The sequence below is a fragment of the Bacillus sp. F2HM genome, from assembly GCF_019266135.1.
Classification (GTDB): domain Bacteria; phylum Bacillota; class Bacilli; order Bacillales; family Bacillaceae; genus Bacillus; species Bacillus safensis.
The window spans coordinates 1-22,923 of record NZ_LRMO01000001.1 but is presented as its reverse complement, the minus strand read 5'-3'; the positions used below and the strand labels follow the sequence as shown (position 1 = coordinate 22,923).

Below are 22,923 nucleotides of genomic sequence, written 5' to 3'. Positions count from 1 at the left end.
GAGGACACGGTGAAATTATCTAAGTGGATTGGAATGAGCGCATTTCTCACATTTTGTGTGGTATCTGTCATCTTTTTAACGTTATTAGGTCAAGATTTATTTAAAATTGAAAGCGCTTCCGATAAAACGGAGTCAACGTATCAATATCATTTTGTTCTTATACCGGAGGAACTTGATAACGAATATTGGCAGCTGGTACAAAAGGGAGCTGCGGATGCGGCAGACGTTCATCACGTGTATCTAGAATATTTGGGCCCAAAACAAGCGGATGTAGACGATCATCTGAAAACCATTGATATGGCGATCGCTGGGCATGTTGATGGCATTATGACACAGGGACTTGATGCGAAAAAATACAAACCGCTTTTTCAGAAGGCGAGGGAAAAAGGAATTGATGTTGTCACCGTCGATACAGATGCAGAGGGGAGCAAGCGTCAAGTGTATGTAGGGACGGACAATTACTATTCAGGCTTTATCGCAGGACAGGCACTCATCGCAGATACAAAAGGTGAACAGTATGTAGGAATTGTCACAGGCAGGCTGGATGCCATTCATCAAAAGCTGCGCGTCAAGGGCTTTCGAGATGCCGTTGCTGCTGAAAAACGCATTCATATTGCTGGAATTGAAGAATCAGCCATTACGAAGTCAGGTGCATCAGGTGCCGCTTATAAACTATTAAACGATCATGCGAAGCTCACCGCATTTTATGGTACAAGTGCATTAGATGGTGCAGGCATCATTCAAGCAATCGCACAGTATCGATCATCCACTGATTTTTATGTGCTTGCATTTGACACATTGCCTGATACGATTCAGGCGCTTGATGATGGAACAATTGATGCCGTGGTCGTACAGCATCCTTATGAAATGGGCTATCAAGCGGTTGAATCGCTTGTTCGTTTGCAGAAAGGTGAAAAAGAAGAACCGCTTCAGTACACGGGAACGAGTGTGATCCGGCGCGGGGATCTGCCTCTTCAGCAAACAGACAGAAAGCAGGGATTGCAGCCATGAGAAAGATTCGAAGTAAGCTGTTATTAGCATTTTTAATCCTTGTGCTTCTTGGCAACATAGCCGCTTTTTTTGTCTACTGGAGCAGTTCAAAAATCACATCAGAATATAGCCGGAGCTTCCGTTCTTTTCTCCTGCTCAATGATATATCGACAGAGGCGAAAACGATGTATGAAAAGGTCAATGCCTATGCCATTGAAAAGGATCGGAAGTTTGCCAAAGAGTATCTTACGTCAAAACAGAAAATGAAATCCTACGATCAAGCGCTGAGAAAGGATGCCGGTCTTCATGCGGCGATTCCTTCTATTGAAAAATATCAATATATGATGCGGACGCTTATCAATGAAAGTGATGCGACCATGACACATGTGAAAGAAGGGAAAATCGAAGAATATGCTGCAAGTGTGAAGGAAGTGAGAACCGTCTCCTCCTATATACAAGAGCAGACGATGACCCTGCTTGATGATGAATTATCTGAGTATCAGGTACTCTATCAATCTCTTCAAAAAAGGCATCAAACCTATGCGCTCTTTACCTTATGCCTGTTTACGTTATCAATCGGGATCGCCTTATGGATGGCGTATATGATCGCTGGCGGGATATCAAGACCTATCGTTCATCTGTCCCGAAGCGTAAAAGAAGTATCAGAAGGAAATTTTGATGGAGCGAATTTGCATGTTACCTCAAAGGATGAAATCTCTGTTTTAAATGAAGCCTTTCAGCGAATGCGGCAAGAGATGAAAATGATGATTGAAGAGATCAAACAAAAGGCAGCATTGGATCAAAAAATCAAAGATATGAAGCTAAAAACGCTGCAAAACCAAATGAACCCGCATTTTTTATTTAACACATTAAACATCGTTTCACGTATGGCTTACTTAGAATCAGCGGAAGCCACATCGAGGTTGATTCAATCCGTTTCCACGCTGATGCGGTATTCGCTGTCTGCTCTTAGTACATCCGTTACATTGGAACAAGAAGTGAAAGTGGTGAAAGAATATTTTCATATACAAGAAACGAGATTTGCCGATCGTATTACGTGCAAAACGTCCATCGATGAATCATGTTTATCTGTGCATATCCCAAGTCTCACCTTACAGCCGCTTGTCGAAAATGCCTTTATTCATGGCGTCGAGCCAAAGGAGGAAGAGGGACTTGTCGAGCTCTCGATCTATGAAGAAGGCGGCTATGTGATGATTCGGATTCGGGACAATGGGATGGGGATCAATGAACAGGAGAAAAGAAGATTGCTATCAGAAAAAGAAGAGGAAGATCCGAACATACTGAGTAAAGGCCACTCGACAGGAATCGGTCTTCGAAATGTAATGTCAAGACTGCGTTTGTTTTACGGGGTGCAAGATGCCCTTCAAATTGATTCAAAGCCAAACGAAGGCACCACCATACAATTGGCTATTCCGATGAAGGAGGGACCGACATGCTGAACGTGCTAATTGTCGATGACGAAAAAATAGAACGGCTAGCGATGCGGAAATTCTTAACCGAATGGGTTCCAGAGTGTCATATAGCAGGAGAAGCGGAAAATGGAAAGAAGGCGGTTGAATTCGTGCGATCTGAGTCCATTCATCTTGTGCTCATGGATATTCAGATGCCTGGCATGGATGGACTGACAGCGATCAAACAGATCAAAGCAATCAGTCCTCATACAAAATTCATTATGCTGACAGCCTACGATACATTCGATTATGCCAAGCAAGCGATGCAGGAGGGGGTGAAACAATACCTCGTCAAACCAGCTGACAAAGATGAAACCATTGCAGCCATTCGATTTGTAGCAGCAGAGATTCAGCAGGAGGCGTCTCTGCGGCAGTCGGCAGCGGCCGATCAGCAGTCAAAGTGGCTTGAAGCGCATGTCATGAACGGTCAATCTTATACATCCATGGAGTTTCAACAACTATTCTCCAAATATGAAGCAGGTCTTATCATCGCTGTGCAGCGGACAGAAGGAGATCAGCTGTTGATCGATTTACAGAAATCTGCACGATTTCATACGGTGCCGATTCAGATGGGGGGAGAACTGTTTACATGCCTCATTTATAGTCAGCAAGGACCAGGTCAGCTAAAGGCAGAGATCCTGCAAGCCATTCGAGCTGCCATGACAAACGGTCAGCCTTCACCTGTCGTTGGCATAGGGCATCCAGTCTCAAACCCGCTTCATCTTCAGAAAAGTGCAGCAGAGGCGAAGCTTTCCTATTATCAGCGAAAAAAGAGTGGGGGCGTTGTTCGTTATGGCTTTTACCAAACAGAGGTGAAGCACGGTCCATTGATTCATCTGCCGGAGCTTGCAGACAGTATGATGCAGGCGCTGGAAGAAGGGAGAAGAGAAGATGCGCTAGCTTTATTTGATGCCTTTCAATTAGAGGGGGCGACGATTTCACAAGTAAAAGAACTGCTGATTCTCTTCAAATCACGCCTCCGTACAGACCTATCGATATTGACAATCAGCACCGCAGCTGAATGCCGTCAGTGCTGTGAACACCTATTTGATGTGTATGAAGCGAGAACCCAGACCATCAATGACATCGAGCGGGCAAAACGTTACATCAAAACATATTATTGTGAACAGATCACGCTTGAGCAAACGGCTGCTTATGTTGATTTAAGTCCCACCTATTTCACAAAACGATTTAAAGACGAGACGGGTCTGACATTTAAAGAGTATGTGACAGCCTGCCGGCTGGATAAAATCAAAAAGCTCCTCAAAGACAGCACGCTTAGCTTAAAAGAAATTACCTTTCAGGCAGGATATACAGATCCTAATTACGTCAGCCGTGTGTTTAAGAAGATGGTCGGTTGTTCACCGAAGGAATATCGAAAACAGGCCGTAAAAAAATGAAGAATTTCATAAAAAAGTGAAGAAGTTTGCCTGAAAAAAGCAAGGATCTTCCATTATACTTATTTTGATAACGCTTACAAAATGGGGATAGGGGGATCAATTATGAAGTTCAAATTAGGCTTTACACTGCTGGCACTCTGTATGCTTATCGTCACTGCCTGCAGCTCATCGACGAACTCAGAGGCAAAAAAAGAAGGCGGAGCGGAAAAACTCGAAATTTTCTCTTGGTGGACAGGAGCAGGTGAGGAAGACGGGCTGAAAGCACTCATCCAATTGTTTGAAGAGAAGAATAAAGACATTCCAATTGAAAATGCAGCCGTCGCAGGTGGTGCTGGTACGAATGCAAAGGCTGTCCTGACTAGCCGTATGCAGGGAAATGATCCGCCTGCTACGTTTCAAGTGCATGGCGGGGCGGAGCTGAATGAGAGCTGGGTCGCGGCAGGCAAAATGGAGCCTCTGGATGATTTATATGAAAAAGAAGGCTGGAAAGACAAATTTCCAGAATCACTGATTGACCTTGTCAGCAAAGATGGGAAAATCTATTCCGTGCCAGTGAACATTCACAGGGGCAATGTGCTTTGGTATAACAAGAAAGTATTTGATGATGCAGGCTTAGAGCCGCCAACGACATTTGATGAATTTTTCAAAACAGCAGATGCATTAAAGAAAAAAGGAATCACACCACTTGCACTTGGAGATAAGGAGCCTTGGGCAGCAACTCATTTGTTTGAAAGTGTTTTGCTGGGTGTTTTAGGGGCAGATGGTTATCAAAAACTTTGGGCTGGCGACATGAAAATGGATGACCCGAAAGTGAAGGAAGCGGCAGACATCTTTGGACGTATGCTCGAATACGTCAATGACGATCACAGTTCACGTAACTGGCAGGATGCCTCACAGCTCGTGGCAAAAGGAGAAGCGGCGATGAATGTCATGGGCGACTGGGCGAAGGGGTACTTTGTGAATGATCTTGATTTGAAGGTGAATCAAGACTTTGGATATGCGGCGACTCCTGGAACGGAAGGAAGCTTTATGGTGATCACCGATACATTTGGACTGCCAAAGGGTGTGAAACAGCCAGAAAACGTGAAGAAATTCTTATCCGTTTTAGGATCTGTGGAAGGACAGGATGCGTTTAATCCGCTAAAAGGATCGATTCCAGCACGTGTGGATGCAGATGTATCAAAATATGATGAATACGGAAAATCGGCGATGAAGGCATTTAAAGAGTCAAAACTGGCGCCGTCTCTTGCTCATGGCTCAGCTGCTGAAGAAGGGTTTGTGACAAAAGCGAATCAAGCCGTCAATATCTTTGTGACACAAAAAGACAGCAGTCAGTTTGTTTCATCATTAAAAGATGCAATGAAATAAAGACGAAGGAGGCGGCGGCTAGGGCACCGCCTCTTTTTTAGAAAGGAGTGCAGTTTCATGCGCATAGACACATCGCCGATGACAAAAACACCTGTGCCCAAAGTTAAACGTATGCGGAAAAAATGGAATGGAGACCAGCTGCTGGCGCTGCTCTTTTTAGCCCCGTCAGCGGTTTTATTATTCATCTTTGTTTACGGTTTTATTGGCTGGACAGGATATGTGTCCTTATCAAACTGGACCACGCTTGTTCCTGATTTCTCTTTCGCAGGTCTTCGCAATTATGTCATGCTGTTTCAAGATTTCCGCTTTCAATCAGATCTTCGAAACACGGTCTTTTTCACTTTATTTTTTATTGGAGCGGTCATTGTCTCTGGTCTCGCACTTGCGATTTTACTAGACCAGAAGATCAAGGGGGAATCTCTTTTTCGGAATTTATTCTTCTTTCCGATGGCTCTTTCCTTCGTTGTCACAGGAGTCGTATGGCAATGGATTTTAAACCCGTCAACTGGGGTGAATTTATTTTTGAAAACGCTTGGTATCCAGCCTAAGTGGTATACGGATACGAACATATTGGCCGGATTTGTCTGGGGGAAAATTGAGTTTGGTGTACCTGCGGCCATGATTGCTGTTGTGATTGCAGCTGTTTGGCAAATGACAGGCTTCTCTCTGGCGATGTATTTGGCGGGTCTGCGAGGAATTCCAGAGGAAGTAAGAGAGGCTGCTAGAATGGATGGCGCAACGGAGTGGCAGATTTACTGGAAAATCATTTTCCCTCTTTTAAAACCGATTACTGCAAGTGTTGTTATCATCATGGCTCACATTTCTTTAAAGATCTTCGATTTGATTTACTCGATGACAGGGCCGGGTGCGAACTTTGTCACGGATGTTCCGGGCGTGTATATGTTTGAAATGACCTTTAGAGGAAACCATTATGCAGGCGGTGCCGCCATTGCGGTTGTCATGCTGATCTCTGTTGCGGTCTTTATCGTGCCATATCTCCTGTCGAGCCGGAAGGGGGCTTCATCATGACAGCCAGATGGTTTGTCCGTCCAGTTCTTTATGCTTTATTGATTTTGTGCAGTCTCTTTTTTCTGATGCCTGTTTATGTCATGCTCGTCACAAGCTTGAAGCCATTAGGTGAAGTCACCCTTGAGCGAATGTGGTCGCTGCCATCTACTATCGATTTTTCAAGCTATCAAATCGCGTTTGAAAAGCTGGCGCCCAATTTAATGAATTCTCTTTATCTTGTCATTCCCGCTACTTTACTGTCTGCTGTATTAGGTGCAATGAATGGCTATGTATTATCAAAATGGCGTTTCAAAGGATCAGAAGTCGTCTTTACGCTGATGCTGTTTGGGATGTTTATTCCATATCAAAGTATTCTGATCCCGCTCATTCAATTTTTGCGTGAAGTCGGATTGTATAATTCAATTCCAGGGCTTGTGCTTGTCCATGTCGTATACGGACTTCCGATCACAACACTCATGTTCCGAAATTTCTATGTGAGCATCCCAGATGAAATGATTGAATCGGCGAAAATGGATGGCGCAGGGTTTATCGGGATTTTCAGACATATGATTCTGCCGCTTTCGATCACAGGATTTGTTGTGGTGGCCATTTGGCAGTTCACAAATGTGTGGAATGAATTTTTATTTGCAGTCACGATGACCACTGCGGAGCATCAGCCGGTAATGGTAGCCTTACAAAATCTATCAGGCAGTCAAATTGTACAATGGAACGTCCAAATGGCAGGGGCGATATTGGCTGCGCTGCCGACACTACTCGTCTATATTCTTCTTGGAAAATACTTTGTCAAAGGGCTTCTTGCAGGCTCTGTCAAAGGGTAAAATATTTTTTATGTTATCGTTTTCATTCGGTGTACTGAAAGGATTGACTTCTCTTTAGATAGCGTCATAATAAAAGTTGAGACTTACTAGTTTTCATCAAGCTAGGTAAGGATTATCAAAGGGTAGCAAAGGGAGGAGTCATCCTGAATGAAGCAGTCACCAATTTTTTTACTGCCTGAATTGAAGGAGAGAATATGGGGAGGTACAGCCTTAAGGGATCAATTTGGCTATGATATTCCTTCTGATCAAACGGGAGAATGCTGGGCAATTTCTGCTCATCCAAACGGGCCAAGTGTCGTGAAAGACGGTCCATATAAAGGGAAAACGCTGATCGAACTTTGGGACAATCATAGAGAATTGTTCGGGGGGATAGAAGGCGACCGCTTCCCGCTCTTAACCAAAATATTAGATGCAAACCAAGACTTGTCCGTGCAAGTACATCCAGATGATGATTATGCGGAAAGACATGAAAATGGCGAGCTTGGAAAAACAGAGTGCTGGTATATCATTGACTGCAAAGAAGGAGCAGAAATGATCTATGGGCACAATGCAAGAACAAGAACTGAGCTTGTAACCATGATGAATAGCGGAGATTGGGAAGGTCTTTTGCGGCGGGTGAAGATTAAGCCTGGTGATTTTTATTATGTGCCAAGCGGTACCATTCATGCGCTTTGCGAAGGAACACTTGTCCTTGAAACGCAGCAAAGCTCAGATACAACCTATCGCGTATATGATTATGAACGAAAAGACCAAGATGGCAACGAACGTGAACTTCATTTTGCGCAAGCGATTGATGTTACAACAGTTCCTCATGTAGACGGGTATGCAGATGAATCAGTTGAAACACGCCGGGGAGTGACCATTCGTACATTTGTCGAAGCAGAATATTTCTCTGTGTATAAATGGGAAATTGATCAAAAAGCAGAGCTTTCGCAGGATTATCCGTTTTTGCTATGCAGTGTGATTCATGGAGAAGGGTCTTTAGAGCATGACGGAAACACATATCCACTGCCAAAAGGTACTCATTTTATTCTGCCGGCTGAAACAGGAAACTTCTCAATTGAAGGATCTTGTGAACTGATTGTGTCGCATATATAAGGAAAAGAGGACTTCGAGGGGGTCCTCTATTTTTCTATTGCATAAATGACTTGAAAGAGTACTTGTTTTTGTCGATAAAGAGATTAGTAGACTATTATGCAAAGTTAAGAGAGGGACAGGGAACGTGAAAAAAACCATCAAGATTATGTTACTCGCAGCTGCCTTTGGTATGACATTACACACGGGTAAAGAAGCGCAAGCAGCCTCCTATGTCGATCAATCCATTTATACGATGAACACCTCAAAGGTATTTACAACAGAAGCAGAAGTGAAAAAAGCAGTGGAAACACTAAAGAAAGACAAAAAGTGGACAGCCACTTATCAAACCTCAGGAAATACGTCGACCTATCAGCTCACTGCTTCAGGATATGAGTCGCAAGCAGCAGCGAATGCAAGTGCAGCTGCATTAAAAAAAGAAGTGGGCATGAGCGGTACGGTGTCTCCAGTAGGTGACCGCCTTCCTTTACAAAAGGTCGTATCTGACCCAGTCAATGATGAAAGTCAGGCGAAAAAGCTTTCACTTGAACTAACAAAAACATCAGGGCTCAATAGCTCCTATGAAGTCATCAATCAAAGCAAACCTTCTTATCAGGTCATATCAGGAACCATTGATTCTGAAACGAAAGTGAAAAATATTCAAACTGAGCTGCAAAAGCAGGCAGGCGTCACCAGTACATACCAAACCGAAACGAAAGCTGGCACTGTGTATCAGCTGACTTCAAGCGGTATTGTTGGACAAAGTAAGGCGAATACCATTCTGCAAGGTTTTCAAAAGGCATCCGGCTTAACAGCAGTGCTTCAAACGGTGACAGCGGGTAAGCCGTATTACATCGTCACTTCCGCTGCACAAGCGAACCAGTCGAAAGCACAGACGCTCCTTACCCAGCTTCAAAAAGAAGCAAAGATCAGCGGGAAGCTTCAAAAGACAGGTGCCTTAAAAAATGTCTACAGCTTGGAATCAGGCTATTTCAAAGACAACAAACAAGCAGCTTCAGCTGCAGCTCAGATTAAGAAACAAATCGGTGCTGCAGGTACTGTGCAACGCGTGGGAAAAACAAAAAATTATATCGTGAAGCTCAATCAATTGAACGATACAGCTTACGCCAAAACGGTGGCTTTTTTCAAGAAAAAGAAATGGCGCTACACGTCCAAAAAGACTTCTTCTACACAGCCATATCAAGTCGTGACGGGAAATCTTTTAGGAGATAACCAAGCGAAAAAAGCAGCGGCTTTCTTCCAAAAGAAAAAAGTATCTGCGACAACGAAAAAAACTGGCAAGGTATCAGACAGCACGTATCGACTCGTCGTCAATCAAGCAGTGGACCAAGCGAAAGTGAATAAAGGGGCCGCCTACTTAAAAACGCAGAAGCTGACAAGCAGCATCAAGGCAAGTAAGGGACAGGCTGTCAGCAAAACGTATAGTCTCAAGACAACACCTGTATATGAACAAAGTAAAGTGAAGCAGGCTCAAGAGATTATCAAGAAAAATGGCGTTGCCAGCAGTACAAAAACGCTGACAGAAGCGGTCAAGCAATACCGTATCACGACAGAGCCGACAGTGAATCAGACAAAACTGAATCAAGCACTCAGCTATTTGACGAAACAAAAAATGAAGGCCGCTGCTCAAAAAACAGGCGCAGCCGATTATGCTCAATATCAGATCAAAACAGGTGCCGTCTCAACCGCTGCACTGCGTGACCAAGGCTTGGCATTTTTCAAAAAACGGAATGAAACCGCTGCGTATACAACAACAACGAAACCAACTTACAAAATCAACATTACGCAGCAATTTACAGGATTACCAACTGTAAATGAAGCCATTGCTTTTGTGAAAAGCCAATATGGCTGGACCGCCACAGCCGTAAAAATTAAAAATGGCCCAATGGTCATGCAAACGAACTACAACCTTACTGTCAATGAGATGGTCAACAAACAAATGAAGGTGTCTCCACAGACAGATGGTGCGGCCTATGTCTATGCAGCATATGTAGACCAAGCCACATCGACAGTGAATACGGATGGCTTAAATGTCCGTTCTACACCTGATTCTAGCTCTGCAAGCAACATTGTGGCACAGCTCAATAAAGGAGCAAAAGTGAAACAGCTTGGGAAAGAAGGGAACTGGATCAGGATCAACCTCGGCTGGAGAAATGCAAGTGCAGCAGAGGTGCAAAAATATGTAGATCCAGCTAATATTGCCGAAGGCACGCAATCTTATTTTCAATTTCTGAAACTCTCTGAAGCTGCGAATCTCAATCCAGCAGAGGTCAATTCAAAGATTTTAGCAGGAAAAGGGATTCTTGCGGGTAAAGGACAAGCCTTTATTACAGCAGCAAAAACGTATCATATCAACGAAATTTATCTTATTTCTCATGCGTTGCTTGAAACGGGTAACGGAAGTTCCATTTTAGCGAATGGTACAATGTATAATGGAAAGAAAGTTTATAACATGTATGGCATTGGCGCATATGACAGCAATCCGAATTATCTTGGTGCAAAGTATGCGTATGAACAGCAATGGTTTACGCCAGAGGCTGCCATTATTGGCGGAGCAAAATTCATTGGCAACAGCTATATCAATAATGCCACATACAAGCAAGATACAATTTATAAAATGCGCTGGTCGGCTGCAGCGACTCATCAATATGCAACAGATATTGGCTGGGCTTCTAAGCAAGTCACTCGTATGTATAGTTTGTATAACCTGCTCGATGACTATACGCTGTATTACGATATCCCGGTGTATAATAAATAAAAAAACGTCCGTGCTTCCTAATGAGAAGCCGGACGTTTTTTGTGTAAGAGCAGCTGCTGTTCAATAAATGAAAGGAGCTGCTGACTGGATTGTCCCTTTGAATATTGGTTCCATTCCTCAGCAAAGGTTTTGATTCGTTCTTTATTGGTTGACTCGTTTAGGTGCAAAAGCTCCTGCAAGAGCATGTCTTGAGTGACGCAAGCCTTACCAGGAATGATGTCTTCATACCGGTCGACTAGGCCGCGTTTCTCTCGATAAGTGTCTAAGTCATAAGTGAAGAACAACACAGGCTTTTCGAGCAGTGCATATTCAAACACAATGGACGAATAATCTGTCACCAGGACATCACAAGCATAAAGCAATGGATAGAGCGGCTGATCGGACACATCAAATATCCATTCACCGTCTGTTTCTGCTTTCGCTAAATGTTTGACCGCAGGATGAAGCTTGACGAGGAGAATGTAATCGCCATTCAGCTCAGTTTGCAATTGCTCTTTTGAAAAAGGCAGGACAAGACCGTCCATTGCAAAGTCTCGATAAGTTGGTGTATAGAGCAGGATCTTTTTCCCTTTTGGGATATCATCCAGCTTCAAGGAAGGCCGATGCTGTTCATAGTACACATCCGTCAGTGGTACACCAGTTGGTAAAAAGCGTTCATCATTGACCCCAAACGAGGTCTTGAAAATCTCACACATGTGATCTGAGCCTGTCACAATGTAATCGAAAGACGCATAGACGCGTTTGAAGCGTTCGATGTCACGTGGACTCCGGCCAGAATTTGAAGCATCTTCAAGCCCGAACTTTTTCAAAGCCCCATTGGCATGCCAAACTTGAATACAGGTGGTAGAAGGTCGTTTTCTGAGCACACTCGTCATGAGAAAGTAATTATCCATCACGACAACCTTGCTTTTAAACATCGTATACATACATTGAATGAGATGGAGAGGATTTTTTTCATGAAAATAGCGAAATGACAGATGAGGCCCGTCCTTTTCTATCGCAGAAGCATGCTTCGTATAGAGGACAGTGAGCTTCATTGTCATGTTCGCCTGTTGTTGATAAGTATGAATGAGAGCAGCCGCATTCTCTTGGAACGAAACAAGCAGCGTCACCTGGTTTTCACGAGGCTTCACGCCGCTCATCAGCCATCCAATGAAAGAAATAAAAGCTGCGTAACATGAAATCATCATTGAGCGTATATTCATCATTTATCAGTCTCTCACAGCTGCTTCGTCTGATCCTTTACCTGCTCAGGATAGTAACGTTTTTTTCCTTTGCTTTCCTTTAAGACGGCAAAAGCGTACTTAGGAATATTCAGCATTCGTTTCCATCTCCATGGATTCACAATCAATCTGTACAGCCATTCTGTATTTGTCTTAATCATCCAGCGTGGTGCACGCTTCACCGTTCCGCTAAATACATCAAAGCTTCCGCCTAAACCGATGCAAACAGCCTGCGGGAATAAATGGCGGTATTCATAAATAAAGTTCTCTTGGTTTGGATAACCTAAAGCAACGAACACCATATCAGGTTTCGAGCGCGCGATTTGCTTCGCTACGAAACGTTTATCTGCTTGATAACCATCACAGCTTCCGGCAAGGACAACATTTGGATATTCCGTATCAATTCGCTGTTTCACAGCCTCAAGCACTTCTTTTTTCGCACCATATAAAAAGATTCTTTTAGACTGCTTGTTTGCTAGGTCAAGCATAGACATGAAGACATCAAAGCCGGCAATTCTAGACTTAAGCGGACTTTGGGTCATGCGAGACATCAATACGACGCCTACGCCATCCGGCAGTACATAATCCGCAGATGAGACGACTTGATGGTACGCATGATCCTTCATGACGGCATAGCCTATCTCTGGATTGACAGTCGCAATCATGGCGCCTCTTCTCTGAGAAATATGGTGCTGATTCATATAGCTGATAAATTCATCTAAGTCGCCGTTTACATAAGAAAGGTTAGAGACCACTTCTGTTTGCATTGTTTAGACCTCCTTTTTAACTTGTTATCTATGAACGTTCATTGTAAATTCATTCTTCGCCTACTCATCATTTTATCACAGATGCTCCATGAAATATTAACAATAACTTTACAAACCTTTAAATTTCATGACATTTTCATCATTTCATCTGGACGACCCGTTGTGAAACATTGATTCTTCGGACTTTTCCTCCTGCGCCCAATAAATTGGAAATAGTTTGTCCTTACATCCGCTTAACGTTTGGTGGGCGCTGTGATATAATGAGGTTCCGAAGAGCGAATCGAATATCACAGAATTACGGATAAATTACTGCACGAATGCAGTCGAATAAGGATTGAAGAAAGGAGTTTATGTTTGCAATGAAGAAAGTTATTACTTACGGTACATTTGATTTATTACACTGGGGGCACATTAAGCTGCTAGAACGTGCAAAGCAGCTCGGAGATTACTTAGTGGTGGCCATCTCTACAGACGAGTTTAATTTACAAAAATCAAAAAAAGCTTATCACAGCTACGAGCATAGAAAGCTGATTCTTGAAACCATTCGTTATGTAGACGAAGTCATTCCAGAAAACAGCTGGGATCAAAAAGTCCGTGACGTGCAAGAGCACGATATCGATGTGTTTGTCATGGGAGATGACTGGGAAGGTAAATTCGATTTCTTAAAAGAACATTGCGAAGTCGTATACTTGAAGAGAACAGAAGGCATCTCGACAACACAAATTAAGGAAGAAATTGCGGGACTTTAATAGATCGAAAAAAAGTACTTCTTATCTTTTGGTGAGAAGTACTTTTTCATGTAAAATACAATGAGCAAGTCATCATTATTTTTAAGGAGAGCTTCCTTTGTTTCAAAATTGGATGAAGAAAAAAGTTGAAGACACATTGGATCAATCTGAACAACATGAAACAATGGCATCAATGGACGTGCCTGATATGGACTATTACTTTATTATGGGTGATGTGCCAAAGCAGGATGAGAGCTTAACGAAGTCTTTAAGGACAAGGATTAAGCCTTTGGCTGATCAACATAAACGTACTGCAATTTTAACTTTAAATTACGATGCAAATGTGAAGGAACGTATTCGCAGCTTGGAGGAGACATTTCCTAGCCAAGTCGACATCTTGAATGTATTTGAACACTATATCTTACCGGAAAGCGGAAGTAAAAGACGTTACTCAGAATTTATCGCTGGTGAATCATCGCATCAGATCAATGAAACTATTTTTCCAGAAGATGCGTCCACAATTCAAGTGACGAGATATGAATTGCCTTCTTCTCCGATTTGTTATATTGATCAATATAATGAAAAGCAGCAATTAGTGAAGAGGGAAGAATACAATTGGCAGGGCGTTTTATGCAGAGTACAAAGCTTTGTTCCCCATACAGGTGCACTATACTTAGAGGAATTGATCAATGACGATGGCAGCATCTATATGGAGATCATTTATCCTGGAGATGCAAAAAAGAATCCAGTTCGGCATATTAATTGGTATAAAAAAACAGGAATTCAAACATTTACAAAGAAGACGGATGTTAAACAATTATGGCTATCCGGCATTCAATCACAAAATGACCGTTTGAAACTGATGATCACAGAGGACCGTGATCAAGACCGCCACCTGTTTAAAATTGATCAGCCTGAAACAACCTATTACGCTGCATTTGTGCATCACGCACATTATGAAGAAGATCTGCATCAAGTCAATTCTCAATATGGAGAATTATTTAAACAAATAAGAAAACAGCAAGTGGATGCTGTCTTTTTTGGGGATACTAAACATAAAGAAGATGTCGAAAAACTATTGGGAGAACAAGCCTACTTTTATCTTGTTCCTTCTGACGAAGAGACTGTTTGGAATACGGCGATTCATCATATGCTCGAAAATCGTGAACATAAAGATGAACTGAGAGGGATCGTTGACAGCATGAAATGGGTCTTGCGTGATCTAAGCTCTGAGCATCATGTTCTTCACCTTCAACTCGAGTTAAAAGATGAAATGAGTCATGCGGATCATGTGCAAATTGATTTCGCAGGATATGATCGAGTGAATGGAGCTGAAATCATCTCTCAAACAATCGATGAGAACCATCAAGTCAGCTTCCCAATCGGCCATTTTCAAACAAAGAAAAACATTGAAATCAACCAAACGAAATTTGTGGATTTTTACATTCGTTTTAAAACAGAAGAACTTCAAGAGGTTTTGCAGCGTCTAGAAATAGAAGGTGAGCTGCTTACGAATAAACCATCGTCCATCGATGGATGGTCATATCAAACGAAACAAGGCAACTATTCTTGGAAAGTGAAATAGTGATATAACATAACGGTAAGATTTCTGAACAGAGGAGATTAACGATTAATGATTGAAGAGGGAATTCATAAGAAGAGTGTCGTTGAAGGGTTAAAGAATCACCATGAGAAACTAGAAATGCTGATTCGCATCAACGATGACATGCCATTAACAGATAGAGAATTTTATTTGTTCATGAGGGAGAGAGTATCAAAACAAGAGCTTTTCCTTCCGCTTGTTCATCAAGAAGAGAATCTATTCAAATTGGTATTGAATGAAGCATCGCTGCCGCTTGCGTTAGAGCAAGGCCAGACATATAACTTGTATGTCACGGACTATTTGAGCACAAACAAAGAAGAGGATGAGGACGAGCTTGAGGACTCAGCTTATGATTCTGATTCCGAAGAAGAGGAAGAAGAAGTAAAAGAAGCGGATATCAATACAGATATTGAATCTGAAGAGAAAACGTCAAACTATAAACGCCGTTTAAAAATGGAAATAGAAAAGCCTGAGCTGAGCTTTTTAGAAAATAAAGACGCCATGCTGTGTATCATTCCATACCGTACAGACAAAGGGAATGCTTCTTTGAAAATCAAACGTGAGCTAAAGGTTGTGAAATTCAATCATATCGAGCTCAACAAAGGGTGTATGTTATCTTTATCCGGGTATGCAGGTGTATTAAGTGCAGAACATCCGTATGAGATCAAAGAAGCAAAGCTTCTATTGAAGAAAAATGGTGAAGAACCAATTGAACATCGCTTTCCGGTTAATATCACCCATATAAAAGACGAAGTGATCGAATACCGTGATGATCAACATGTACCACAGCTTTATCAATTTTTAGCAGAAGTCCCTTTAGAGGAATTGGCCTATTCATTAAACAAACGCTTTGTATATCGCTTCTATCTTGAATTTATCTGCGATGTAAACGGAGTAGAGGAAACATTAACAACCACTTCTTTAGTGCTTGGAGACCGCTCGAACAAACTCAAAGGACTTGTTCAAATTCATAAACGAAACGATGTACCGATTCGATATGAAGTGTACCGAAAGAAAAAAAGACAAACGCTTGGCATCCGTATTAATGATTACACAATGAAAACACGTGCCAAGTATTACGTCAAAAGCAAGTGGAAGAAATTTAAAAAGAAGATCAGTAAAATCAAAAAAGTCCGTAACCGTCTTGTGACAAGAACGTTTAAAACGACCTTTAAACTGGCGAGTAAGCTGTCTGTGAAAAAGAAAACGGTTGTTTTTGAAAGTTTTAACGGAAAACAATTCAGTTGTAACCCGCGTGGGATTTATGAGTATATGAAAGAACATCACCCTGAATATACGCTGATCTGGAGCGTTAAAAAGGGTCATGAAGCACCGTTTAAGGAAAAAGGCATCTACTATATCAATCGTCTGTCATTGAAATGGATCTTTGCGATGGCAAGAGCCGAGTATTGGGTCGTAAACAGCCGTTTGCCGCTATGGGTTCCAAAGCCAGATCACACAACATACTTGCAGACTTGGCACGGTACGCCGTTAAAACGGCTGGCAATGGACATGGACGAGGTGCATATGCCTGGAACAAATACGAAGAAATACAAAAAGAATTTCACAAAAGAAGCATCGAATTGGGATTATCTCATTTCTCCTAATGCCTACTCGACTGAAATCTTTACACGTGCGTTCCAATTCCAAAAGACCATGATTGAGTCAGGATATCCGAGAAATGACTTCCTTCACAATCAAAATAATGAAGAAACGATGAGAGCTCTGAAACAAAAAATGAACCTGCCGCTCGATAAAAAATTGATCTTATACGCACCGACATGGAGAGACGATCAATTTTATAAAAAAGGGCAGTACAAATTTGATTTAGACCTTGATCTGCATGAACTCAGAGCTGCAATCGGAGATGAATATATCATCATTCTGCGTATGCACTATCTAGTTGCTGAAAACTTTGATTTAGGGCCGTATGAAGGCTTTGCCTATGACTTCTCTCATTACGAAGACATTAGAGACCTTTATATGATTTCAGATCTGCTCATCACAGATTACTCCTCTGTGTTCTTTGATTATGCAAACCTCAAACGTCCGATGCTGTTCTATGTGCCAGACATTGAAACATATCGTGACAAGCTCAGAGGCTTCTACTTCGACTTTGAACAAGAAGCACCTGGACCACTTGTGAAAGAGACAGCAAGTGTCATTGACTGGGTGAGAGAAACAGAACAGCCAGACTTTACTCTACCAGAATCATTTGCACCGTTTTATGAGAAATTCTGTTACTTAGAGACTGGAGAATCTTCGAAGCGGGTCGTTGAAGTAGTGTTTTCTGAAAAATAGTTTAAAAAGTACCGTTCTTCGCTTAGTAGAACGGTACTTTTTTGTTTTTTTTATTCCATTGTACACATATTTAAATGTAATGGTAAAAATAAAAAAACATAGAAATTTAACAGTAAACATGCTAAATTTAGATAAGATTATCCGGTACTGTAAAAATGCTGAAAATAATATAGAGGTGCTTCAATGTACAAACTTTATCATAATTTTATTGAAATTCTTAATTTAGATGAACAAAAGTTAGTGTTATATATTGATGACATAGAGAAGTTATGTACTTTTGAATTTAAAGAGCTAATTGTAAACGAATCAAAGAAGATTTGTGAAATTAATGTTAAGGATCAGATGATTTTTGAATCTTCAATAGATCATTCTAATGAAATGATCTATCTCTATTCTAAGGATCAGAACTTGTATATTGTCAAAGAAAGCTCTGATATCCTTCAATCAAATCAAATACATCCTATTGACATTAACAATCAATTTGAAGATATATATGTCAAACAATTAGGGTTAGACCGCTATGGCTTATATAGAGGCGAAGAGGAACTGTTATTATTCTCAGGGCTGCTGAACGTTGATGAGATCAATCGGAATTATAAAATGGATTTGAAGATTCACGGGGCAGAAAGAAGATTTGTAGACATCTCCTTTATCCAATATAGTCCCTTCAACTTTGTTGTTACGTATGATTGCCAAAATAAAGAACTAAATGTAAGGAAAATTTTGTTTGATGTGATGCAGGAACATAAAGATATTGAAGTGACTGTGAATAATCGTAATCAAATCAAAATTTTAAATAAGGTGACTGAGCAAAAGAAAATCGTCAACTTTAGACTTGTTCCTAGATATCAGCCGCTCAAAGTTTTTGGTAAAGATACATTAGAGCAATTCAAAGAAGATAATATCCTCAATATTTTGGTGATTAATAAACAAAGGTATTACATATATGTAAGAACGAATGGTGTTTACTTAGTAAGAGGAAACCCTTATCTTGTTACAAAACATACATCAAGACTACGTATTTTTAGTTTGTTTAATAGCTTTTATGTTTATGGAAGACTGACACATTACGCGTATAATTCAGACCAAAAGTATGAATATCTGTACATTAGAAATTCTGATCACCAAGTGGCGAAATTTATAAGACCATTTAGAAAGATCAAATTCTTAAAAAGGTATGGTTTCTTTAAAATTTCGTTAAATGATCTTGACTTAGACAGCAGAATCCATAATAACCTATTCGTTGGCAATGATAACCGAATTATCCATAGTTTAAGGCTGAAAAAAAGAGATAAAAAGGTGAAAACATATATCACGAAAAAGAATGGGGACAAGCTTCAAGTACTAAGAACAAATCTATTTGGAAATGTGACATCAACCATTATTCCTTATTCACAGGAATATTCTTTATTTAGTAAAGTAAAAATAAAAATAGCGAGTATCTTATCATCATTCTATAAAGACAAGAATTATCGTGTGAATTTGTTTTTTGAGAAAAAGAGTGATAAAGCAGATGAATCCGCTATTAGAGTGTATGACTATGTACAAGAGAATTGTCAAACAGACTCAAGAAATTACTTTATTCTTAATAAGAAATCAAGTGCTTATCCGGCACTTAAAGCTAAGTATGGAAAGGGAATCATTCCGAAATATAGTCTGAGACATTATTTAAGTATCTTCAATGCCAGCTATTTTATTTCAAGTGAGTTATCTAACCATGTTCTGAACGATAGATTATATATTGATCATCTTAGAGAGAGAATTATGAGCGTACCACTTGTCTTTTTGCAGCATGGAATAATGTTTGCGAAACCAGTTGATAATCCAATGGCCTTTGGATTCCATAAAGACAAGAACCAATATAATATTTATAAATCAGTCATCAGTTCTGAACTAGAGGCTGGTGAATTCTACAAAATGAAATATGACCGTGAGGATTTGATTTTGACAGGCCTCGCAACTTTTGATCATGCCAAATTAGTAGACGGTGCAGATAAGATCGCTTTTATGCCAACTTACCGCTATTGGGAAGAGGGGCTAATATATACAAATAGAATCGAAGAAACATCTTACTATAGAGTTCTGATTAAAATCATTAAAAGCTTTGAAGAAGCAGGTCTTCTTGATCGTTTGTTAATTGTACCGCATAACAAATTTTCTCAGTACGTTTATCAAAACCTGCCTCAGTATAAACATATTATTTCTGATAATCCATCAGAAGCGCTAAAAGTATCAAAGGTGTTTATCACTGATTACTCTTCTGCTATTTATGATGCACAATATAGAGGAGCATACCCTATTTTTTATTGGGAAGAAAAAGATTACTTGATTAGACAGTATAAAGCGATTCCTCCTGTAAACGAAGAAAATGCACCAGGACCGATTGCATATAATACTCAAGAGCTGATTCGTATTGTCAAACATGCGATTGAGAATGAGTATGTCGTGGAAGATGAATATAAAGAAAAATACTTGAAAATTAACAGCTTTAACGATAATCAAAATACGAAAAGAATTACAGATTTCTTAAAAGAGCATCAAATTATCTAATGTCTTATGCCCCCTGAATCTATGATTGAAAGGATTCAGGGGTTTTTTGTCTTCTAGTTTGACGTGCATGACTTTTGTTATAAGATGAAATGTGTATCGTTATCTGTTACAATTATGAACGGTGCTTTTTAAAAAAGTAATCCCAAAAACTTATATCTAAGGAAGATTAGAATGAACGCAATGTTGACGATACTAAAGGAGCAAATCAGCTCTTTTCCGCTGATTATGCGACTTGCTGTTTATGAAACAAAATCAAAATATCAGATGAATTATTTAGGTGTTTTATGGCAGTTTTTAAATCCATTGATTCAAATGCTGGCTTACTGGTTTGTTTTTGGTATGGGCATTCGCGGAGGACAGCCAATTGTCATTGGCGGCGTGGAGATTCCATTTATCATCTGGATGCTTGCCGGATTAATCCCGTGGTTCTTCATTAGTCCGACCATTCTTGATGGATCAAACAGTGTGTTTAAACGCATTAATATGGTATCGAAAATGAATTTTCCGATTAGTGCGCTGCCGTCTGTGGTGATTATGTCCAACTTGTTCAGCTACTTTGTCATGATGGGCGTCTATTTGATTGTGCTGATTTCCTATGGCATCTATCCTGACGCACATTGGCTGCAATATATATACTATCTTATTTGTATGATCGCGTTTATGTTTTCGTTTAGTTTGTTTAATTCCACGATTAGTGTACTCGTGAGAGACTATCAATTTCTTTTACAATCCGTGACACGATTACTTTTCTTTTTGTTGCCGATTTTTTGGAATATTTCAGAGAAACTTACTGGGGATAAGGCGTGGATTGGAGATATTTTAAGACTGAATCCTCTTTTCTACATTATTGATGGTTTTAGAAATAGTTTGTTAAAGGGAGAATGGTTCTTCCATGATGTCAAATACACACTTTATTTTTGGCTGATCACGCTTCTTCTTTTAACAGTTGGTTCATTGCTTCATATGAAATTTAGGGATAAATTTGTCGATTTTCTTTAAAAAGTAAGGAGATTATACGATGAAACTAAAGGTTTCGTTTCGAAACGTATCCAAGCAATACGTCCTATATAAAAAGCAGTCAGATAAGATCAAAGGGCTGTTTTTTCCTAATAAAAATGAAAAAGGTTTTTTTGCTGTCCGTGATGTGTCCTTTGATGTATATGAAGGCGAGACGATTGGTTTTGTAGGGATCAATGGATCTGGAAAATCGACTATGTCGAACCTTCTAGCGAAAATCATTCCACCGACAAGTGGTGAAATTGATATGGACGGCCAGCCATCGTTAATTGCCATTGCAGCAGGGCTGAACAACCAGTTAAGCGGAAAAGACAACATTCGTTTAAAGTGCTTAATGATGGGACTGACGAATAAAGAGATAGACGAGCTTTATGAAAAAATCGTAGAGTTTGCGGATATTGGCGACTTTATTGACCAGCCGGTTAAGAGCTATTCAAGTGGAATGAAATCACGTCTTGGCTTTGCTATTTCAGCGCATATCGATCCAGATATCCTGATTATTGATGAAGCACTGTCTGTTGGAGACCAAACCTTCTATCAAAAATGTGTGGACCGCATTACAGAATTCAAGGAACAAGGAAAGACGATCTTTTTTGTCAGTCACTCCATTAGCCAAATCCAAAAAATCTGTGATCGGGTGGCTTGGATGCATTATGGTGAACTTCGTATGTTTGATGATACGAAAAAGGTCGTGAAGGAATATAAGGAGTTTGTTGACTGGTTTAACAAGCTTTCCAAGAAAGAGAAAAAAGAATATCAATTGAAACATAAAGAAGGCCGCAAAGGCGTACAGAAGACAGAAAAGGTGTCTCGTTATCAAGAGAACGGCAAACGGCGTTCATTGTTTGGCCCCGCATTTCAAGTGACAGTTTTAGCGGTCTTAACGCTATTGCTAGCCTTATCGATGTTTTCAGATCGCCCGCTTCGTACATTGGCGACATTTGGTGCAATCCCATCAGATAAGACAGAAGCGCCTCAGTCGAAGAACCCAGAGACCAAAGGAGCGCCTGATATGAAAAAGGTGGATCAACAGCTGATAGTCACGGCAGATCCACTTACGGTTTACAAAGACCAAGCCATGAAAAAAAAGGCCGATGTCACTTTGCCATTTGGACAAGAAGTACAGGCTGTGGCTGAAAATAAACAAACCGTTCAAATTAAAACAGCGTCAGAAACGTATTTTGTCAAACCCAATGCGCTTCAAAATGCAGAGGATTTAAAGTCATTATCCATTGGACCAGGACAGTTTAATTCCTCTGTATCGCCTGCATCGGCAGGTTCGTATGAGTATTTACTTTCTTTCCTTGGAAAAGAAGAATCTGTGCTGAAACAGAGAATGCAAACGCTGAGTTCAGTGAAAAATGATCAAGGAGATGCGATTGAACGATTGACCACAGAGAAAACCGACTATGTCATTCAAAATGGTCAGGCAAACACGATTGTGTTTCGCGACATTATGCCAATCTCTCCTTCCACACTTGGGCTTACAGAACAAAATGTCTGGATGAATGAGAAACGAACAAAATTCGCAGTGAAGGGCGAAAACAACCTGTTTGTCATTGATAATGAACAGCATACACTGACTATTTCAGTCATTAAATAAAAAAGCTGCCGATGATGGCAGCTTTCAGCGTGTAGACAAACCCTCGCATTCGGTGTCAGGTCTGCGCTCCGGTGCTCACGAATGTCCAATTCGCTCCGCTCCGGTACTCGCCCTTCCTAGACTGCAAAGGTTTTCTATCACGCTGAAAAGAAGACAAAGGGCTAAAATAAAGATCATTTTAGCCCTTTGTCAACAATCTGA

At 40.7% G+C, this 22,923-nt stretch carries 16 protein-coding genes; 14 read left to right on the top strand and 2 right to left on the bottom strand.

Annotated elements, in window-relative coordinates; translation table 11 throughout:
• Positions 1–9: 9 nt before the first annotated feature.
• From AWT60_RS00080 to AWT60_RS00045, 8 genes are all read left to right on the top strand, one after another.
• Positions 10–1,011 carry a sugar-binding protein gene (locus AWT60_RS00080; protein ID WP_218676714.1) on the top strand — a complete coding sequence of 334 codons (1,002 nt, stop codon included), beginning with the start codon at positions 10–12 and terminating at the stop codon, positions 1,009–1,011.
• Positions 1,008–2,450: a sensor histidine kinase gene (locus tag AWT60_RS00075; RefSeq protein ID WP_076840187.1), complete on the top strand. Its 1,443-nt coding sequence runs from the start codon at positions 1,008–1,010 to the stop codon at positions 2,448–2,450. The genes AWT60_RS00080 and AWT60_RS00075 overlap by 4 nt, the downstream gene beginning before the upstream one ends.
• Positions 2,444–3,862 (top strand): response regulator, encoded by a 1,419-nt coding sequence (locus AWT60_RS00070; protein ID WP_218676713.1) that lies wholly within the window; start codon positions 2,444–2,446, stop codon positions 3,860–3,862. Before AWT60_RS00075 ends, AWT60_RS00070 begins: the two co-directional genes overlap by 7 nt.
• A gap of 102 nt (positions 3,863–3,964) precedes the next feature.
• Positions 3,965–5,230: an ABC transporter substrate-binding protein gene (locus tag AWT60_RS00065; RefSeq protein ID WP_029706335.1), complete on the top strand. Its 1,266-nt coding sequence runs from the start codon at positions 3,965–3,967 to the stop codon at positions 5,228–5,230.
• 57 nt (positions 5,231–5,287) lie between these two features.
• Complete coding sequence (locus AWT60_RS00060; protein WP_034624582.1) at positions 5,288–6,259, top strand: carbohydrate ABC transporter permease; 972 nt, start codon at positions 5,288–5,290, stop codon at positions 6,257–6,259.
• Positions 6,256–7,077 (top strand): carbohydrate ABC transporter permease, encoded by an 822-nt coding sequence (locus tag AWT60_RS00055; RefSeq protein ID WP_024426281.1) that lies wholly within the window; start codon positions 6,256–6,258, stop codon positions 7,075–7,077. The genes AWT60_RS00060 and AWT60_RS00055 overlap by 4 nt, the downstream gene beginning before the upstream one ends.
• Before the next feature lie 147 nt (positions 7,078–7,224).
• Positions 7,225–8,175: a mannose-6-phosphate isomerase, class I gene (gene manA / locus AWT60_RS00050; RefSeq protein ID WP_041108061.1), complete on the top strand. Its 951-nt coding sequence runs from the start codon at positions 7,225–7,227 to the stop codon at positions 8,173–8,175.
• A 124-nt stretch (positions 8,176–8,299) separates the two neighbouring features.
• A complete protein-coding gene (locus tag AWT60_RS00045; protein WP_076840185.1) occupies positions 8,300–10,930 on the top strand; it encodes an N-acetylglucosaminidase in 2,631 nt (876 codons plus the stop codon).
• Between the two features lie 17 nt (positions 10,931–10,947).
• On the opposite strand, the gene AWT60_RS00040 is transcribed toward AWT60_RS00045, so the two are convergent.
• Positions 10,948–12,138 carry a CDP-glycerol glycerophosphotransferase family protein gene (locus tag AWT60_RS00040; protein ID WP_306299191.1) on the bottom strand — a complete coding sequence of 397 codons (1,191 nt, stop codon included), beginning with the start codon at positions 12,136–12,138 and terminating at the stop codon, positions 10,948–10,950.
• Between the two features lie 11 nt (positions 12,139–12,149).
• A complete protein-coding gene (locus AWT60_RS00035) occupies positions 12,150–12,920 on the bottom strand; it encodes a WecB/TagA/CpsF family glycosyltransferase (protein ID WP_024426277.1) in 771 nt (256 codons plus the stop codon).
• A 359-nt stretch (positions 12,921–13,279) separates the two neighbouring features.
• Between AWT60_RS00035 and tagD the strand changes: the two genes are divergently transcribed.
• The 6 genes from tagD to tagH all read left to right on the top strand — a co-directional run bounded on the left by tagD (position 13,280) and on the right by tagH (position 22,722).
• The gene (gene tagD, locus AWT60_RS00030; protein WP_008343212.1) at positions 13,280–13,669 is read left to right on the top strand and encodes a glycerol-3-phosphate cytidylyltransferase; all 390 of its coding nucleotides are present in this window, start codon (positions 13,280–13,282) and stop codon (positions 13,667–13,669) included.
• A gap of 97 nt (positions 13,670–13,766) precedes the next feature.
• Entirely contained in the window at positions 13,767–15,233 is a 1,467-nt protein-coding gene (locus tag AWT60_RS00025; RefSeq protein WP_076840183.1) for an alpha-glucosyltransferase N-terminal domain-containing protein, read from the top strand.
• A 48-nt stretch (positions 15,234–15,281) separates the two neighbouring features.
• The gene (locus AWT60_RS00020; RefSeq protein ID WP_218676712.1) at positions 15,282–17,552 is read left to right on the top strand and encodes a CDP-glycerol glycerophosphotransferase family protein; all 2,271 of its coding nucleotides are present in this window, start codon (positions 15,282–15,284) and stop codon (positions 17,550–17,552) included.
• Between the two features lie 183 nt (positions 17,553–17,735).
• Entirely contained in the window at positions 17,736–20,102 is a 2,367-nt protein-coding gene (locus AWT60_RS00015; RefSeq protein WP_024426274.1) for a CDP-glycerol glycerophosphotransferase family protein, read from the top strand.
• 171 nt (positions 20,103–20,273) lie between these two features.
• Positions 20,274–21,101, top strand: coding sequence for an ABC transporter permease (locus AWT60_RS00010; RefSeq protein WP_041108051.1), 828 nt, complete (start codon positions 20,274–20,276; stop codon positions 21,099–21,101).
• Positions 21,102–21,120: 19 nt separating this feature from the next.
• Positions 21,121–22,722 (top strand): teichoic acids export ABC transporter ATP-binding subunit TagH, encoded by a 1,602-nt coding sequence (gene tagH, locus AWT60_RS00005; RefSeq protein WP_218676711.1) that lies wholly within the window; start codon positions 21,121–21,123, stop codon positions 22,720–22,722.
• The last annotated feature ends 201 nt before the right edge of the window (positions 22,723–22,923 follow it).